This window comes from Actinokineospora baliensis (assembly GCF_016907695.1).
Taxonomy (GTDB): Bacteria; Actinomycetota; Actinomycetes; order Mycobacteriales; family Pseudonocardiaceae; genus Actinokineospora; species Actinokineospora baliensis.
The window spans coordinates 3,191,235-3,206,571 of sequence record NZ_JAFBCK010000001.1 but is presented as its reverse complement, the minus strand read 5'-3'; the positions used below and the strand labels follow the sequence as shown (position 1 = coordinate 3,206,571).

Here is a 15,337-nt window from a genome sequence, read left to right as displayed (position 1 = left end):
CGCACGTGCGCGCGGGTTCGCGCGACCCCAGAGATCTCCCCAGGAAGGCCCCAGCCGATGGCTAACTTCGACCCCAAGCGCGTCACCCCGATCGAGTGGGCGGGCATCGGCGCAGGCGCGCTGGCGTTCATCTTCAGCTTCTTCCCGTGGTACTCGGTGTCCTACGACGGCCCCTCCGGCCTCGGCATGGCGGGCTTCAACACCTCGTTCGGCGCGTGGAGCATCGGCATCGGCGGCTGGCTGCCGGTCCTGCTGCTGGTCGCGGCCGCGGTGGTCCTGCTGCTGCCGCACTTCGGGACCGCGGTGCCGAACCTGGTCACCATCTGGCTCGGCCTCGCCGCCGCGGCCGTGGTGATCATCCTGATCCGCTGGCTGACCCTGGACGGCACCTCGGGCGTCGAGGGCCTCGGTGTGAGCGCGGGCGCGGGCTTCGGCCTCTACCTCGGCCTGCTCGCGGCCATCGCCTCCGCGGTCGGTGCGGGCCTGGCCTTCGCCAACACCCGCAAGGCCGTCCCGCCGCAGGCTCCCCCGGCCCCGGGTTACCCGGCCGCCTGAGCCACGAAGGACCACAACCCCGGCCGCACCCCCAGCGGTCGGGGTTTTCCTTTGTCCAGAGGCGGGTTCACCCGGTTTTGTCCGGTTGGGACGTTCGGGTCACTCCGCCTGCGCGGACTCCTGGTCCGCCGGGATCGACTCCACCGCGGGCGCGGGTGCCGCCGCCGGGATGGGCACCGCCGGGATCTCGGCCTTGGCAGGCCGCTGCAGCCGCTGCGAGATGACCTGGGTGATGCCGTCGCCGCGCATGCTGACGCCGTAGAGCGCGTCGGCGATCTCCATGGTCGGCTTCTGGTGGGTGATGATGATCAGCTGCGAGCTGGCCCGCAGCTGCTCGAGCAGGCCGATCAGCCGCCGCATGTTGGTGTCGTCGAGCGCGGCCTCGACCTCGTCCATCACGTAGAACGGCGAGGGCCGCGCGCGGAAGATGGCGACCAGCATGGCCACCGCGACCAGCGACTTCTCCCCGCCGGAGAGCAGCGACAGGCGCTTGACCTTCTTACCGGGCGGGCGGGCCTCGACGTCGACGCCGGTGCTGAGCATGTCCTCCGGCTCGGTGAGGATCATCCGGCCCTCGCCGCCGGGGAACAGCACGTTGAACACGGTGACGAACTCGCGGGCGACGTCCTCGTAGGCCGAGGCGAAGACCTCGAGGATCTTGTCGTCGACCTCCTTGATGACCGTGAGCAGGTCGCGCCTGGTCGCCTTGAGGTCTTCCAGCTGCGTGGAGAGGAACTTGTAGCGCTCCTCCAGCGCGGCGAACTCCTCCAGTGCCAACGGGTTGACCTTGCCGAGCATCGTCAGGTCGCGTTCGGCGCGCTTGGCCCGCCGCGCCTGGGTCTCCCGGTCGTACGGGGACGAGGGCGGCATGGTCACCTCTTCGCCGCGCTCCTTGGCCGCCTCGTACTCGGCCAGCTCGCCGGGGCTCGGCGGCACTGGGACGTGCGGGCCGTACTCGGCGACGAGGTCCTCCAGGCCGATGCCGAACGTCTCGGCGATCTTGACCTCCAGCTGCTCCAGCCGCAGCCGCTGCTCGGCGCGCAGCACCTCGTCGCGGTGCACGGCGTCGGTCAGCTTCTCCAGCTCGGTGCTCAGCTCGCGGACCTTGCCGCGCACCTCGGCGAGCACCCGCTCGCGCTCAGCCCGCTGGGCCTGGATCTCGTCGCGCTCCTGGGCGGAGCGGGCGAGCGACTCGGCGATGCGCCGCAGCGCCAGCTCACCCCCGTCCACCACGGCCTGGGCGATGGTGGCGCCCCGCTTGCGGGAGGCAAGAGCCCTGGCGGAGCGCTCACGGGCCTCGCGCTCGGCGCGCGCGGCGCGGCGCAACTGGTCGGCCTTGCCCTGCAGCGCGCGGTGGCGCTCCTCGGAGGTGCGCAGGGTGAGCCTGCTCTCCATCTCCTCCTGGCGGGCGGTGGCCAGCGCGGCGGTGTACTCGTCGCGCTCGGCGGAGTCCGGCTCGTCGTCGGCGGACTGCTCCTGCTCGACGAGGGCGAGCCGCTCCTCCAGCTCGGCGAGCCGGGTCAGGGCGTCGGCTCGGGCCTGCTCGACCTTGGCGCGCTGGCTCCTGGCCCGCTCGACCTCGGCCTCGGCGGACCGCACGGCCGCGCGCAGCCGGTTGAGGCGCTCGGCCGAGCGGGCGGCGCGGACCTTGCCCTCGTTGAGCGCCTCCTTGACCGCGTCGACCTCGGTGCGGCGGGCCTGCTGCTCGGCGCGGGCGCCCTCCAGCGCGGCGGAGGCCTGTTCGACGGCGCGCTCGGCGGCCGAGAGCTTGGCGTTGGCCTCGTCCACGGCGGCCTGGACCTCGATGACGCTGCGGGCCTTCTCCGACCCGCCCACCGCCCAGTGGGCGCCGAGGACGTCCCCTTCGCCGGTGACCGCGCGGACGTCGGCGTGCTGGGCGACCAAGGCCCTGGCCTGGTCGAGGCCGTCGACGACCGCCATCCGGTCGAGGGCCCGGTGCACGGCGGGCACCAGGGCGTCCGGCGCGCGGACCAGGTCGACCGCCCAACGGGCGCCGGGGGGCAGCGCGGGCCACGTCGAGCGGTCCAGCGGGGTGTCCGGGCCGCCGATGAGCATCCCGGCCCGACCAGCGTCACCGGCGCGCAGCAGCCGCAGTGCGTCGAGCGCGCCGTCGGGGTTCGCGACGGCCACGGCGTCGGCGACCGGACCGAGGGCCGCGGCCAAGGCGGCCTCGGCGCCGGGCTCGACGGTCAGCAGCGCGGCGACCGACCCCAGCAGCCCCGGAAGCCGCCCGGAAGCGGCGAGCAGCGCGCCCGCCCCGTCCTTGCGGGAGAGACCGAGGGAGAGCGCGTCGACGCGGGCCCGCCACGAGGCGATGTCCTTCTCCGCCTGCCGCTCGGACCGGACCAGTTCCTCGACCCGGGCGCGGGCCGCGTCCAGGGAAGATGTGGCCTGGCTGTGGCGCTCGGCGAGGGCGGCGTCGTCGGTGTCCTCGACCCCGGTCACCTCCTGGGCCACAGCCAGTTCCTCGGCGGCGATCTCGGCGCGTTCCCCGGCCTCGCCGAGGGTGAACGACAGCCGCTCGATCTCCTCGTCGGTCGCCCCCGCCTTGCTGCGGAACGCCTCGACCTGCCCGGCGAGCCTGGCCAGCCCCTCGCGGCGGTCGGCGATGGCGCGGACGGCCGCCATGTGTGCCTTCTCGGCCGCCTGCACCATGCGCTCCAGCTCCGCGCGCCGCTCGGTGGCCTCGGCCAGCGCGTAGCGGGCCTCGGCGACGGCCTCGAACAGCTCGGCCTCGCGCATCGCGGTGTGCTCGGCCTCTTCTTCCAGCTCCTCCGGATCGCGCCCGCCGCGCGGCGCTTCCACCGCGGCCGACAGGTGCCGGGCTCGCTCGACAGCGAGCCGAACAGTGCCGCGCAACCGCTCCTCTAGTGCGGAAAGCCGGTACCAGGTCTCTTGAGCCGCAGCGAGCTTCGGCTGATCTATGGCGAGGTTGTCCTCAAGCTCCGTCTGCCGCGCCTGCCCGATCTCCAGCGCTTGCTCGACTTCAGCCCTCTTACGCCTAGCGGTCGCCTCATCGGCCTCTTCACGCGCGATGTCGCCGCGCTGGGTGACCAGATCGTCCGCGTGCAGGCGCAGGCGGGAGTCACGCAGCTCGGACTGCACGGTCTGCGCCTTGCGCGCGATCTCGGCCTGCTTGCCCAACGGCTTGAGCTGGCGGCGCAGTTCGGCGGTGAGGTCGTTGAGCCGGGTGAGGTTGGCCTGCATCGCGTCGAGCTTGCGGATGGCCTTCTCTTTGCGCTTGCGGTGCTTGAGGACGCCTGCGGCCTCCTCGATGAACGCGCGGCGCTCCTCCGGCTTGGACTCCAAGATCGCCGCGAGCTGGCCCTGCCCCACGATCACGTGCATCTCGCGCCCGATGCCCGAGTCCGACAGCAACTCCTGGACGTCCATCAGGCGGCAGCCCTGGCCGTTGATCTCGTACTCGCTGGCCCCGTCGCGGAACATCCGGCGGGTGATCGACACCTCGGCGTAGTCGATGGGCAGCGCGCCGTCGGCGTTGTCGATGGTCAGGGTCACCTCGGCCCGGCCAAGGGGCGCCCGGCCGGAGGTCCCCGCGAAGATGACGTCTTCCATCTTGCCGCCGCGCAGGCCCTTGGCGCTGCCCTCACCCATCACCCAGCGCAACGCGTCGAGCACGTTGGACTTGCCGGAGCCGTTGGGGCCGACGACGCAGGTGATACCCGGCTCGAACTTGAGCGTCGTCGCCGAGGCGAAGGACTTGAACCCCTTCAGCGTCAAGCTCTTGAGGTGCACGAGGCGAGACCCTTCCGGTGAGGCTCAGCGGGACACGAGCCGCCGTCATCCGAGCGAGACTACCCGGGCCGGATGGCCGTTCCGGGGAGGCGGGGCCCACATGACCGGGTGATCGCGCCGTCCCCGCAGGTCACGACGGGGCCGGGATATCGACCAGCACGACGTTGTCGTCGGTCATCACCTGGACCCGGGAGATCCTGGTCAGGTTGATCGACGTGCTGCCCGGGATCTGGTCGCCCTCGCCGTAGCTGGTGGCCCACCAGCCCGCGATCTCCGGGTAGCCGTCGCGGCCGCGCACCACCAGCTTGCACGGCTTGCCCGGCGGCACGTCGTGCAGGCGGATCTTGACCTCGGTGCCCCAGGCGCGGTCGGTCAGGTCGATGTCGGCGCGGACCCCGCTGGCCGGGTCGGTGGCCGACCAGCTGACCATCGTCGGCCGCGGCGCGTCCGGCTCGTGCAGCCGCTCGTAGACCAGCGCGCCGCCCACCGAGAGCGCGACCACCACGGCCGCGGCGGCACCCATGAGGGCCCACCTGCGCGCCCGCCGGGACATGTCGATGTCGGCGACCACGGGCGCCGGCGGCGCCGCGACCGGCACCGGGGCGGGCGGGTCGTCGTCGAGCGGGTCGTCGTCGTACCAGGCGGGCCGGTCGACCGGGCCGCTGATCGAGCGCAGGTCCGCGGGCACCTCTGGGGTGTCTTCGAAGTCCGCGGCCGAGATGCGGTGCAGCAGGCCGGGCAGCGGGGCCAACCGGACCAGCTCGCCGCGGCAGTCGGTGCAGTCGGTGGCGTGCGCCTCGAAGGCGGAGCGCTCCGCCGGGTCGAGCGCGCCGAGCAGGTACGCACCGAGCGAGGACGTGTGCGAGCAGGTCACAGCTCCGTCACCCCCCGCTCCTCCAGCGCGTCGCGCAGGGCCCGCAGGGCGTAGAACGAGCGGGACTTGACCGTGCCGGGCGGGACGCCGAGCACCTTGGCCGCCTCGGCGACCGTGCGGCGGCGGTAGAACAGCTCGGCGATCACCGCGCGGTGGTCGCGGGAGAGCGCGCGCATGGCCTCCGCGACCTGCCAGCCCTGCAGGACCTGCTCGAACTCGTCGCCCGAGCGCGGCCAGTCGGCGCCGTCGATGGGCACCTCGGCGACCCGGGCGCTCTGCCTGCGGTACCCGGAGATGACAAGGTTCTTCGCGACCGTGTAGAGCCACGGCCCGGCCTTGTCGGCCTCGAGCGACCCGGCGTGTCGCCATGCCCGCAACAGAGTCTCCTGCACGACATCCTCGGCGCGCTGGTGGTCACCGCCGACCGCGCGCAGCACGTAGCCGAGCAGCGGTCGCCGGTATCGGCTGTAGAGCTCTCGGACGAACTCGTCGTCCTGCCCCGGGCTCCCCACGTTCAGGGCTTACGCCTCCCGGTGCCGGTTGGTTCACTGTGGACCCGGTCACTCAACGTTCGAGAAACCCGCTCAGGTTCCCCTTGGCCGGATCCCACCGCTCGACGACCGAGACGACGGTGCCGGGGGTCTGGCCGGAGCGCAGCGCCTCGAGCAGTTCGGCGCACCGTTCACGCGGCCCCTCGGCGACCACCTCGACCCGCCCGTCCCGGGTGTTGCGGGCCCAGCCGAGCAAGCCGAGGCGCAGCGCCTGCGACCGCGTCCACCAGCGGAAACCCACACCTTGGACGTGCCCGCGGACGAACGCGGTGAGCCGAATCCCCGACACGGGTCCCATGATCGCACGTGTTGTCACGGGACCCGTGCCGGAGATCGCTAGGCGGTGGCGAAGGTGGGCGAGTCGACGGCCCAGTACCAGTTGTTGGCACCGTTGCCCAGCCGCCAGGTCACCTTGGCCGACTGGGCCCCGGCGGGCACCGCGACCGAGAGGGCCTCGATCTTGGCGATGGCGTCACCGGTGTAGGTCAGGACGGTCTTGGCCGCGCCGCCGTCGAAGGACACCGTCACCGTGGCGGTCTCGCCGCCCTCCTTGCGGTAGTGCGAGCTGAAGCCGACCTTGAGGGTGGCCTTGCCGGACACGGAGACCGCGGGCGAGGTCAGCGCGCTGGTGAAGGTGCCCGAGGTGGCCTTGTCCGACCACTCGTCGGAGTCGGCGACGGCGAACACGCCGCGGGCGCGGACGTTGTTCTCGCGGCTCTGCCCGGTCTCGGTCCTGGTCCAGAAGTCGTCGGTGGTGAACGACCAGCCGCGCCACTCGGTCATGCCGCCGGTGCCCATCGCGGAGTTGTCGATGGTCCAGCCAGCCGGAGTGGTCTTGGTCCAGCCGCGCACCGACGTGGGGATGCCGGTCTCGTCCACGCGCGCCTGCAGCGAGCCGACGAGGCCGTCGAACGGGTCGTTGGTGGCGGTACCCAGCACCCGACCGTCGAGCGTGGCGGGGATGGCGACACCGAGCAGGGACAGCGCAGTCGGGGCCACGTCGACGTTCTTGGGCGCGATGGCGGGCGTGCCCGGGGTGGTGCCCGGGCCGTTGCGGATGATGAACGAGGCGCGCTCCGGCGGGGTGAGCCCGCCGTGGCCGCCCGCGTCGGTGTGGCCGTGGTCGGCCGAGACCAGGATGGTCCAGTCCTCGTCGGGGTAGTTCGCCCGTGCCCGGATGGTGTCGACGAACTGCTTGACCCGCGCGTCGGTGGCCGCGATGGCGTTGAGGTAGCAGGTGGTCGCCGCACCGCAGTTGTGGCCTGCGGCGTCGACGTCGTCGAGCACGACGAAGCTCGCGTCCGGGCCGACGTCGCGCAGCCGGGCCACGGTCTGGTTGGTGGTGTCGGTGTCGTTGGCGCCGTTGGCCCGCGCGTCGACCGCGCTGGAGAAGATCGCCTTGCCCGCCGAGTCGTTGACCAGCGGGTCCCAGGTGGCCGCCGCGAAGGTGGACAGCGCCGGGCGGGCCGACTCGATCCGGGTCAGGAAGTCCGGGTAGGTCGCCAGGTTGGTCGAGCTCCCCCAGCTGTTGCTGAGCACGCGGTGCTTGTCTGGCCAAGTTCCGGTGGCCAGGGTGGCCCAGCCGGGGCCGGACAGGGTGGGCGCGAAAGGGTTGTCGTAGAGCACCGTCTTGCTCGACGACCCGGTGGCGATCAGGCTGTCGAGGGTGGGGGCGTCGGCCGGGGCGATCCGGTCGAACAGCAGCCCGTCGATGCCGATGACCAGGACTTTTGGCGTCTTGGCCGCCGCGTGGGCCGCCGGGGCGGTGAGCGCGGGGACCAGCAGCGCCCCGGTCGCGACGGCCAGGGACGCGAGCAGGGCGGGGAGTCGGTTTCGCCGCAAGGGTTCCTCCAAGGACTGGGGTCCGGCGAGTACGGCGGTAGGCTCCTGTACAGACAAGTCATCGGCAACGGACAGCGGTCGTTCGGCGACCGAACGGTGGGTGAACAGCTGTCGCGGGCGGTCGATCGGCGTGGCCGGCCGCACCGGCCCCCCGGGCGGGTGATAGCTTGCCGCGCCGTGGCCCGCCTTGCCGACGGGTCAGGGAGGTAGGACCCGCATGTCCGAGCCAGCCGACCACGATTTCGACGACTTCGAGGACGACACCGACGACCGTCCCGGGCCGCGCCGCTCCCCCTACGTCGTGCTCGGCGTGGCCGGAGTCGTGAGCGCGACCGTGTTCGCCGCCGTGGCCGCGTTCGCCGCCGGGGACGGTGAGGACGCCCAGTCCCCCGGTACCGAGGTCACGGTCAACCAGACGACCACCACGACCACCACCACGACGACGTCCGACGCCACGACCACGGACGTCACGACGACGACGGACCCGACCACCACGGAGTCGACCACCACGACGACCACCGAGGCGGAGCCGACGACCACGACGACCACCACCAAGCGGCCGAACCGGCCGACCACGACGACCACCACGGTCCGGCCGCCCAACAGCCCGACCACGGTGCCGCCGACGTCGGACCCGACGACCACAACCACGACCACCACCACGACGGTGCCGCCCACGACGACGACCACCACGTAAATCTCGATACAACGAGTGACCGAGGGTGGCGTTATCACCCTTTAGTGGTACGTTGCCAAACCGTGACACGACGACGCCGCCCAGGCGGTCGCCGGATCGGTGTGCTGTCCGCCGTGCTCGTCGCCCTGGCGATCGGGGCGGGGACGGCGGGAATCACCACGGTGCTCACGGCACCCAGCGTGGGTGACGGCACGATTGGTACACCCGATCAGGCGTCCCTCGACCGTGAGATGACCATGGTCGACGGGGCCACCGCGGGCTCCACCGCGGCCGCCCCGACCAGCACCCCGACCACCCCGTCCTCGGCGAGCACGACCCCGACCACGACGACCACCACGACCACGGTCCCGGTCACCACGACCACCACCGCGGTCAAGCCGACCACCACGACGCCGAAGCCGACCACGACCACCACGAAGCCGCCGCCGGTGGACTCGTCGGTGGCCGGGCAGGTCCTGGCGATCACCAACGAGGAGCGGGCGAAGGCCGGCTGCGCGCCGGTGACCCTGGACTCGCGGCTCAACCAGGCCGCGCAGGCGCACAGCGCGGACATGTCGGCGCAGAACTACTTCTCGCACACCAGCCTCGACGGCCGCTCGTTCGTCGACCGGGCGAAGGCCGCGGGCTACAACAGCCCCGGCGCGGAGAACATCGCCAAGGGCCAGCGCACCTCGGCCCAGGTGATGACCGCGTGGATGAACTCCGCCGGGCACCGCGCCAACATCCTCAACTGCGGCCTCAAGACCATGGGGCTGGGGTTCGTGCAGAGCGGGTACTACTGGACTCAGATGTTCGGTTGGTAAGACGAGTTCGGTTGGTAAGGCGAGTTTGGTTGGTGAGAGAGTTCGAACCGGTAGCCCATTCCCGCCTCCGTGATCAGGTGGCGTGGGCGGGACGGCTCCGGTTCGAGCTTTCGGCGCAGCTGGGCCACGTACACCCGCAGGTAGTGGGTTTCGTTGGCGTAGGCGGGTCCCCAGACCTCTTGCAGCAACTGCTTCTGCGACACCAACCGGCCTCTATTGCGCGCCAACACTTCGAGGATGCCCCATTCGGTCGGGGTCAGGTGCACCTCGCCGCCGTCGCGGTGGACCTTCTTCGCCACTAGGTCAACGGTGAAGGAACTCGTCTCCACCACGGCCTCTTCCGTTGTGGCGGCAGTGGTTCCTCTGCGCACGGCGGCGCGTAGGCGGGCGAGGAGTTCGTCCATGCCGAAGGGCTTGGTGACGTAGTCATCCGCGCCCGCGTCCAATGCCTTGACCTTGTCGGTGGAGTCGCCGCGCGCGGAGAGAACGATGATGGGCACCGTGCTCCAGCCTCTTAGGCCCTCAATGACTTCAGCACCGTCGATGTCCGGCAGGCCTAGGTCGAGCACGACGACATCCGGCTTGCTTTCCGCTGCCGCGCGCAAGGCTGCCGCGCCGTCGTGGGCGGTGCGGACGTCGTAGCCGCGGGCGGTCAGGTTGATGCGCAGCGCGCGGACGATCTGGGGTTCGTCGTCGACAACGAGCACGGTGGTCACGGCAGCTCCAGATCAGGGCGGTCCCGTGCATCCTCGCACCACGCAGGCGGTCCGGCCGCAGGACAAGCTTGCACCCCCGCGGCCGGACCTCGTCACGCCCTGCCGAACCTTGACGGCATCTTGACGCTATGAGCCCGGCGTCGTCGTCGGCGCGGACGTCGTCGGGGTCACCGAAGGTGTCGCCGCCGTGGTGGTCGGCGCGGTTGTCGGTGCCGTCGACGTCGGCGCGCCGGGCGAGGTCGGCCGCGTGGGCTTGGCGGGCGTGCGGTCGGTCGCCCCCGGTGGCAGCGGGACGAACGGCAGGCCGGACGCCTGGACGCAGGCGCGGCCCCGGTACTCGACGTGCGGCAACGGGAACCTGTTGTCGTAGTCCTGACCGTTGACGTCGGCTTCGCAGCGGGTGCCGTAGAGCTTCAGCGGGTTCCCGTCCTCGTCGTAGAGGTAGAACTGCGGGATCGCGTTGCCGTCCTCGTCCACCGCGTAGAGGTTGCTGACGTAAGAACCGTTGTAGTACAAGCCGTTCGGGCTGTACGGGTAGTACTCCCCGTCCCGCGTGCTCGAGTCGATGCCCAGTGCCAGCAGCGCGATCGCCACGCCCGCGAGGAAGGTGTTCGCCACCACGACAACCGGCAGCAGCCGCCGGTCTTCGCGGGAGCGCGGCCCCGCCCAGGACACCAGCACGACGACCGCGAGCACCACGAGCGCGGACTCCTCCCGGTCCGCCATGACGGTGACCACCACCAGCAGCACCCGCAGCAGCCACCACGCGGGGCGCAGCGAACGCAGGTACGCCACCGCGCGGTGCGGCAGCCGGTTGGCCACCGCGAGCGCCCCGCGGCGGGCGAACCGGTACGAGCCGAGGGCTTCGACGTCGGTCGGGCGGACCCGGTCGGTGAACAGCAGCATCAGCGCGGGGATCGCGAAGACCGCGCACAGCCCCAGCACCGCGAACTTGTCGTCGCTGCCGGTCAAGGACATCAGCCCGGTGGCGAACGCGACGACCAGCGACACCACGGTGATGAGCAGGACGTACCTGGCCGACCACAGCGCCTTCCCCCCGGTCGGCCCCGGCGGCGGGTACCCGCCCGCGGCCCGCAGCTCGGCCGCGTACGCCTCCGGCGTCCCCAACCGGCCGACCACGCCCTCGAGGTCACCCGTCTCGGCGAACACCTCGGTGACGTGCGGCTCGACGTCCTCCATCACCTCGGCGAGCTCGTCGGCGGGCAGGTCCGCCAGCGCGGCCCGCACCCGACCGAGGTACTCGGCCAGTCCCGGATCTGCCTTCGTCTGCGCGCTCACGCCGCGGCCCCCTTCGCCAAAATCCCGTCCATCGCCTCGGCGAACGCGCGCCAGGCGCGCTCCGACTCGACCAACCGCTCCCGCCCGGCGTCGTTGACCCCGTAGTACTTGCGGTGCGGCCCCTCGTCGCTGGGGACCACGTAGGAGGTCAACAGCCCGGCCCGGTACAGCCGCCGCAGGGTCCCGTACACGGAGGCGTCCCCGACCTCCTCCATCCCCCCACCCCGAAGCCGCCGCAACACGTCGTACCCGTACCCGTCCTCGTCCCGCAGAACGGCGAGCACGGCGAGGTCCAGCACTCCCTTGAGCAGCTGGCTGGTATCCACGCGCACCTCCCGCTATCGCACTGTGGACACTATTACGCATTGCGCACTACCGCGCAAGCCACACCCCCTTGGTCGCGAGGTGCCAAGAAATCCCGGAGCTACGCGGGGCGCGGCTGACAGCGGGGGCAGGAGAAGGAGGAACGGTTCATGAAGGGTTCGCGGACGATCGCGCGTCCGCAGCGCTCACAAGGCAAGCCCTCTTGCCCATAGGCGTGCAGCGACCGGTCGAAGTAGCCCGACTGGCCGTTGATGTTCACGTACAACGCGTCGAAGGACGTCCCGCCCGCCGCGAGGGCCGCGTTCATCACCGAGGTGGCCGCGTCGACCAGCTCGCCGGTCTTGCGGGCCGACAGGCCGTCGACCGGGCGGGACCAGTGCAGGCGGGTGAGCCAGAGGGCTTCGTCGGCGTAGATGTTGCCCACGCCGGAGACCACGGTCTGGTCCAGCAGGGCCCGCTTGACCTCGGTGCGGCGGCGGCGCAGGGCCGCGACGGCGGCGGCGCGGTCGAAGGCCGGGTCCATGGGGTCGCGGGCGATGTGGGCGACCGGGGCGGGCAGCGGCACGCCGTCGACCTCGACGACCTGTTCCACCGAGAGGCCGCCGAAGGTCCGCTGGTCGACGAAGCGCAGTTCCGGGCCGTCATCGGCGAAGGAGAGGCGGACGCGCAGGTGCTTCTCGTCGGGGGCACCGGGGGGTTGGACCAGCATCTGGCCGCTCATCCCCAGGTGCGCCAGCACGGCCTCACCCGAGCTCAGGTCCACCCACAGGTACTTGCCCCGGCGCCGGGCGGCGACGAGTTCGCGACCCGCGATGCGCCCGGCGAAGTCGACCATGCCGGGCAGGTGGCGTCGGATGGCGCGCGGGTGGAAGACCTCCACCCGGGACACCACCCGACCGGCCACGTGGTCCTGCAGGCCGCGCCGGACGACCTCCACCTCAGGGAGCTCAGGCACCGTCGCCGTCGGCCGCGTCGCCGGTGGTCTTCTCCGAGAGCTCGCGCCAGGCGGCCTCGGCGGCCTTCTGCTCGGCTTCCTTCTTGGTGCGCCCGTCGCCGTTGCCGTAGCCCTGGCCGTTGACCACGACGATGGCGGTGAACTCCTTGCGGTGGTCGGGGCCCTCCTCGCGGACGCGGTACTCGGGCACGCCGAGCCCGGCCGAGGCGGTGAGCTCCTGCAGGCTGGTCTTCCAGTCCAGGCCCGCCCCGCGCAGCGGTGCCGCGGTCAGCAGCGGGTCGAAGTGCCGGTGCACGACCTCCCGCGCGACCTCGATGCCGTGCTGCAGGTAGACGGCGCCGATGACCGCCTCCATGCCGTCGGCGAGGATGCTGGCCTTGTCGCGGCCGCCGGTCAGCTCTTCGCCCTTGCCCAACAGCAGGTGCGAACCGAGGCCGCCCTCACCCATCCCCCTGGCCACGCCCGCGAGCGCGTGCATGTTGACCACGCTGGCGCGCAGCTTGGCCAACTGCCCCTCGGGCAGATCGGGGTGGGTGCGGTAGAGGTGGTCGGTGACCACGAGTCCGAGCACGGCGTCGCCGAGGAACTCCAGCCGCTCGTTGGGCGGCAGCCCACCGTTCTCGTACGCGTACGAGCGGTGGGTCAAGGCGAGCACGAGCAGCTCGGCGTCCAAGCGGACGCCGAGCGCGTCGAGCAGCGTTTCCGGGTCCGCTCGCGGACCCCGGGACGCTTTACCCCCCATGCCGTGGTTCTGCTTCCGCCGGGGCTACGCGGGCTGCGTGACCTGGCGACCGTCGTACTGGCCACAGGTCGGGCAGGCGATGTGCTGCGGCTTGAGGGCGCGGCACGCCTTGTTCGAGCAGTTCACCAGGGACACCGCAGTGGTCTTCCACTGCGAGCGGCGCGCCCGGGTGTTCGAACGCGACATCTTCCGCTTGGGGACGGCCACGACTGACTCTCCTCTGACAAGTGCGTTGAGCGGGATCTGCTGGGTGGGGCCGGGTACTACTGCCCCTGATCCTGTTGGAACCGCCCTTGCAGCGCGGCCCACCGAGGGTCAATGGTCTCATGCCGGTGATCGGGGCCGAGATCGGCCCACTTGCCGCCGCACCCCGGGCAGAGCCCAGGGCAGTCGTCGGCGCACAGCGGGACGTGCGGGACGGCGAGCACGACCGCGTCGCGCACCACCGGTTCCAGGTCGATCAGGTCGTCGACGAGCCTGCTGACCTCGTCTTCGTCGGTGGTCTCGTCGGTCGCGCTGGCCGGGTAGGCGAACAGCTCGGTGACGTGCACGGTGACCTCGTCGGTCAGCGGGTCCAGGCAGCGCGAGCACTCCCCGGCCAGCGGCCCCGACGCGGTCCCGGTGACCAGGACGCCCTCGACGACCGACTCCAGCAGCACGTCCAGCTCGACCTCGGCGCCGACCGGTACCCCGATGACGCCCTCGAGGCCGAGGACGTAGGTCGCGGTCGCGGTGCGGCGCACCGGACGGCTCGACCCGGGTCGCCTGCCCAGTTCGCGGGTATCGATGACCCACGGGCTGGTGGCCACCGGGCGGGCGGAGCCCTTGCGGTTCGCGGACATGGCGGTTCTGGTCAGCACCTTCGGCACGGGGGAAGCGGTCGTCGGCTGCGCTCGCGCACAGCCCCAACAGGGTACGCGATGGCGGTGTCCCGCCGGAAATCAGCCGCCGTCGTAGTCGTAGGGCACCGCGGCGGACATGCTCATCGGGCCGCGCAGGTGCGAGCGGCCCTTGCCGACGGTGCGCAGCGTGTGGGTGAGCAGGTCCTCGAACTCGGCGAGCTTGCCGTCGACGTAGGCGTCGCACTCGGCGCGCTGGCGGGCGGCCTCCTCGGCGGTGGCGTCGAGCACCCTGGCCGACTCGGCGTGCGCGGCCTGCACGACCTCGGTCTGCGAGACGAGCCTGCCCTGCTCGAAGCGGCCCTCCTCGACGGCGCGCTCGTAGGACTCGCGGCCCGCCTGCAGCATCCGGTCCGCCTCGGCCTGCGAGCGGCCGACCAGGCTCTCGTACTCGGCGCGGCCCGCGGCGACGGCGCGGTCGGCCTCGTCGCGGGCGTCGGCGACCATCCGGTCGGCGTGCGCGGTGGCCTCGGCGATGAGCGCCTCGGCCTGGGCGCGGGCCTGGGCGACGGCGTTCTCGGCCTCCATGGTGGCCTTGCTCAGCGCCTGCTCGGCCTGGTGCTCGGCGCCGCCGACGATCTCGTCCTTGCGGTCGAGCACGTCCTGGGCGTCGTCGACCTCCGCGGGCAGCGCGTCGCGGATCTCGTCGAGCAGTTCGAGGACGTCGCCGCGGGGCACCACGCAGCCGGAGGTCATCGGCAGGCCCCTGGCCTCCTCCACGATGGTGACCAGTTCATCGATGGCCTCGAAGACCTTGTACACGACTCCTCCTCCGCCGGTCGCCGTCCGGGCACGACAGGCCCCCGTGCGGGGATTCTGCCCGCTCGACGACGACCCTCGGGGGACGTGGCCGCCGGGCGTGTCCCGGCGGCCTGCCACCCCTAGGAGGTGATCAGCCGGAAGGAGGCGTAGTGGTCGGCGGTGTAGAAGTACTCGCCGCCGTTGCCGGTGACGATGCGCCGGGCGCCGCGGGTCGAGGAGCCGGGGGTCTTGACGGTGTACTCGTGGTAGTAGCCGGTCGCGCAGTTGGGCAGGATCCGCTCCCGGTTCTGGAAGACGGTGCCGTCCTGCGGGTACGGGAACGGGCCGCCGGAGCGGATGAGGCGGTAGGTGTCGGTGGCCTGCGACGGCAGGCTGGACAGGGCCACGCGGGTGTAAGAGGACGTGTTGCCGCACGCGGGCTGGGCGGCTGTGGCGGCGGACGCGGCGGGGGCGGACGCGACGCCGAACACCCCGAGGGTCGCGAGGACGAGGGCGAGCAGGGCCTTTGCGGATCGCGCAGCGAAGTTGCTCATTCACCGAA

General features: G+C 71.9%; 17 protein-coding genes. 3 read left to right on the top strand and 14 right to left on the bottom strand.

The window, feature by feature from the left end:
* Window positions 1-57 precede the first annotated feature (57 nt).
* Window positions 58-555, top strand: coding sequence for a hypothetical protein (locus JOD54_RS15350; protein ID WP_204451181.1), 498 nt, complete (start codon window positions 58-60; stop codon window positions 553-555).
* 99 nt (window positions 556-654) lie between these two features.
* Here the strand turns inward: JOD54_RS15350 and smc are convergent, their stop codons facing one another.
* From smc to JOD54_RS15325, 5 genes are all read right to left on the bottom strand, one after another.
* Complete coding sequence (gene smc, locus JOD54_RS15345; RefSeq protein ID WP_204451180.1) at window positions 655-4,332, bottom strand: chromosome segregation protein SMC; 3,678 nt, start codon at window positions 4,330-4,332, stop codon at window positions 655-657.
* Between the two features lie 130 nt (window positions 4,333-4,462).
* A complete protein-coding gene (locus JOD54_RS15340) occupies window positions 4,463-5,206 on the bottom strand; it encodes an anti-sigma factor family protein (protein WP_204451179.1) in 744 nt (247 codons plus the stop codon).
* Window positions 5,203-5,718: a sigma-70 family RNA polymerase sigma factor gene (locus tag JOD54_RS15335; RefSeq protein ID WP_204451178.1), complete on the bottom strand. Its 516-nt coding sequence runs from the start codon at window positions 5,716-5,718 to the stop codon at window positions 5,203-5,205. The genes JOD54_RS15340 and JOD54_RS15335 overlap by 4 nt, the downstream gene beginning before the upstream one ends.
* A 52-nt stretch (window positions 5,719-5,770) precedes the next feature.
* Window positions 5,771-6,055 (bottom strand): acylphosphatase, encoded by a 285-nt coding sequence (locus tag JOD54_RS15330; RefSeq protein ID WP_204451177.1) that lies wholly within the window; start codon window positions 6,053-6,055, stop codon window positions 5,771-5,773.
* 38 nt (window positions 6,056-6,093) lie between these two features.
* Window positions 6,094-7,599, bottom strand: a complete 1,506-nt coding sequence (locus JOD54_RS15325; RefSeq protein ID WP_204451176.1) for an alkaline phosphatase family protein — start codon at window positions 7,597-7,599, stop codon at window positions 6,094-6,096.
* 217 nt (window positions 7,600-7,816) lie between these two features.
* On the opposite strand from JOD54_RS15325, the gene JOD54_RS15320 reads away from it, so the two are divergent.
* Both JOD54_RS15320 and JOD54_RS15315 read left to right on the top strand, forming a co-directional pair.
* Window positions 7,817-8,296, top strand: coding sequence for a hypothetical protein (locus tag JOD54_RS15320; protein WP_204451175.1), 480 nt, complete (start codon window positions 7,817-7,819; stop codon window positions 8,294-8,296).
* Window positions 8,297-8,358: 62 nt separating this feature from the next.
* Window positions 8,359-9,099, top strand: coding sequence for a CAP domain-containing protein (locus tag JOD54_RS15315; protein WP_307860073.1), 741 nt, complete (start codon window positions 8,359-8,361; stop codon window positions 9,097-9,099).
* Here the strand turns inward: JOD54_RS15315 and JOD54_RS15310 are convergent.
* The 9 genes from JOD54_RS15310 to JOD54_RS15270 all read right to left on the bottom strand — a co-directional run bounded on the left by JOD54_RS15310 (window position 9,081) and on the right by JOD54_RS15270 (window position 15,329).
* Entirely contained in the window at window positions 9,081-9,815 is a 735-nt protein-coding gene (locus tag JOD54_RS15310) for a response regulator (RefSeq protein ID WP_204451174.1), read from the bottom strand. The two genes, JOD54_RS15315 and JOD54_RS15310, sit on opposite strands and share 19 nt — an antisense overlap.
* Window positions 9,816-9,941: 126 nt before the next feature.
* Window positions 9,942-11,114, bottom strand: coding sequence for an HAAS signaling domain-containing protein (locus JOD54_RS15305; RefSeq protein WP_204451173.1), 1,173 nt, complete (start codon window positions 11,112-11,114; stop codon window positions 9,942-9,944).
* Window positions 11,111-11,440, bottom strand: coding sequence for a PadR family transcriptional regulator (locus JOD54_RS15300; protein WP_204451172.1), 330 nt, complete (start codon window positions 11,438-11,440; stop codon window positions 11,111-11,113). The genes JOD54_RS15305 and JOD54_RS15300 overlap by 4 nt, the downstream gene beginning before the upstream one ends.
* A 98-nt stretch (window positions 11,441-11,538) precedes the next feature.
* Window positions 11,539-12,393 carry a bifunctional DNA-formamidopyrimidine glycosylase/DNA-(apurinic or apyrimidinic site) lyase gene (mutM, locus tag JOD54_RS15295; protein ID WP_204451171.1) on the bottom strand — a complete coding sequence of 285 codons (855 nt, stop codon included), beginning with the start codon at window positions 12,391-12,393 and terminating at the stop codon, window positions 11,539-11,541.
* Entirely contained in the window at window positions 12,386-13,135 is a 750-nt protein-coding gene (gene rnc / locus JOD54_RS15290) for a ribonuclease III (RefSeq protein ID WP_204451170.1), read from the bottom strand. Before rnc ends, mutM begins: the two co-directional genes overlap by 8 nt.
* A 24-nt stretch (window positions 13,136-13,159) precedes the next feature.
* Entirely contained in the window at window positions 13,160-13,342 is a 183-nt protein-coding gene (gene rpmF, locus JOD54_RS15285; protein ID WP_204451169.1) for a 50S ribosomal protein L32, read from the bottom strand.
* Window positions 13,343-13,398: 56 nt separating this feature from the next.
* A complete protein-coding gene (locus JOD54_RS15280; RefSeq protein ID WP_204456298.1) occupies window positions 13,399-13,977 on the bottom strand; it encodes a YceD family protein in 579 nt (192 codons plus the stop codon).
* A gap of 99 nt (window positions 13,978-14,076) precedes the next feature.
* Complete coding sequence (locus tag JOD54_RS15275) at window positions 14,077-14,796, bottom strand: DivIVA domain-containing protein (RefSeq protein WP_204451168.1); 720 nt, start codon at window positions 14,794-14,796, stop codon at window positions 14,077-14,079.
* A 119-nt stretch (window positions 14,797-14,915) separates the two neighbouring features.
* Window positions 14,916-15,329, bottom strand: a complete 414-nt coding sequence (locus JOD54_RS15270; RefSeq protein WP_204451167.1) for a guanyl-specific ribonuclease — start codon at window positions 15,327-15,329, stop codon at window positions 14,916-14,918.
* Window positions 15,330-15,337 lie beyond the last annotated feature (8 nt).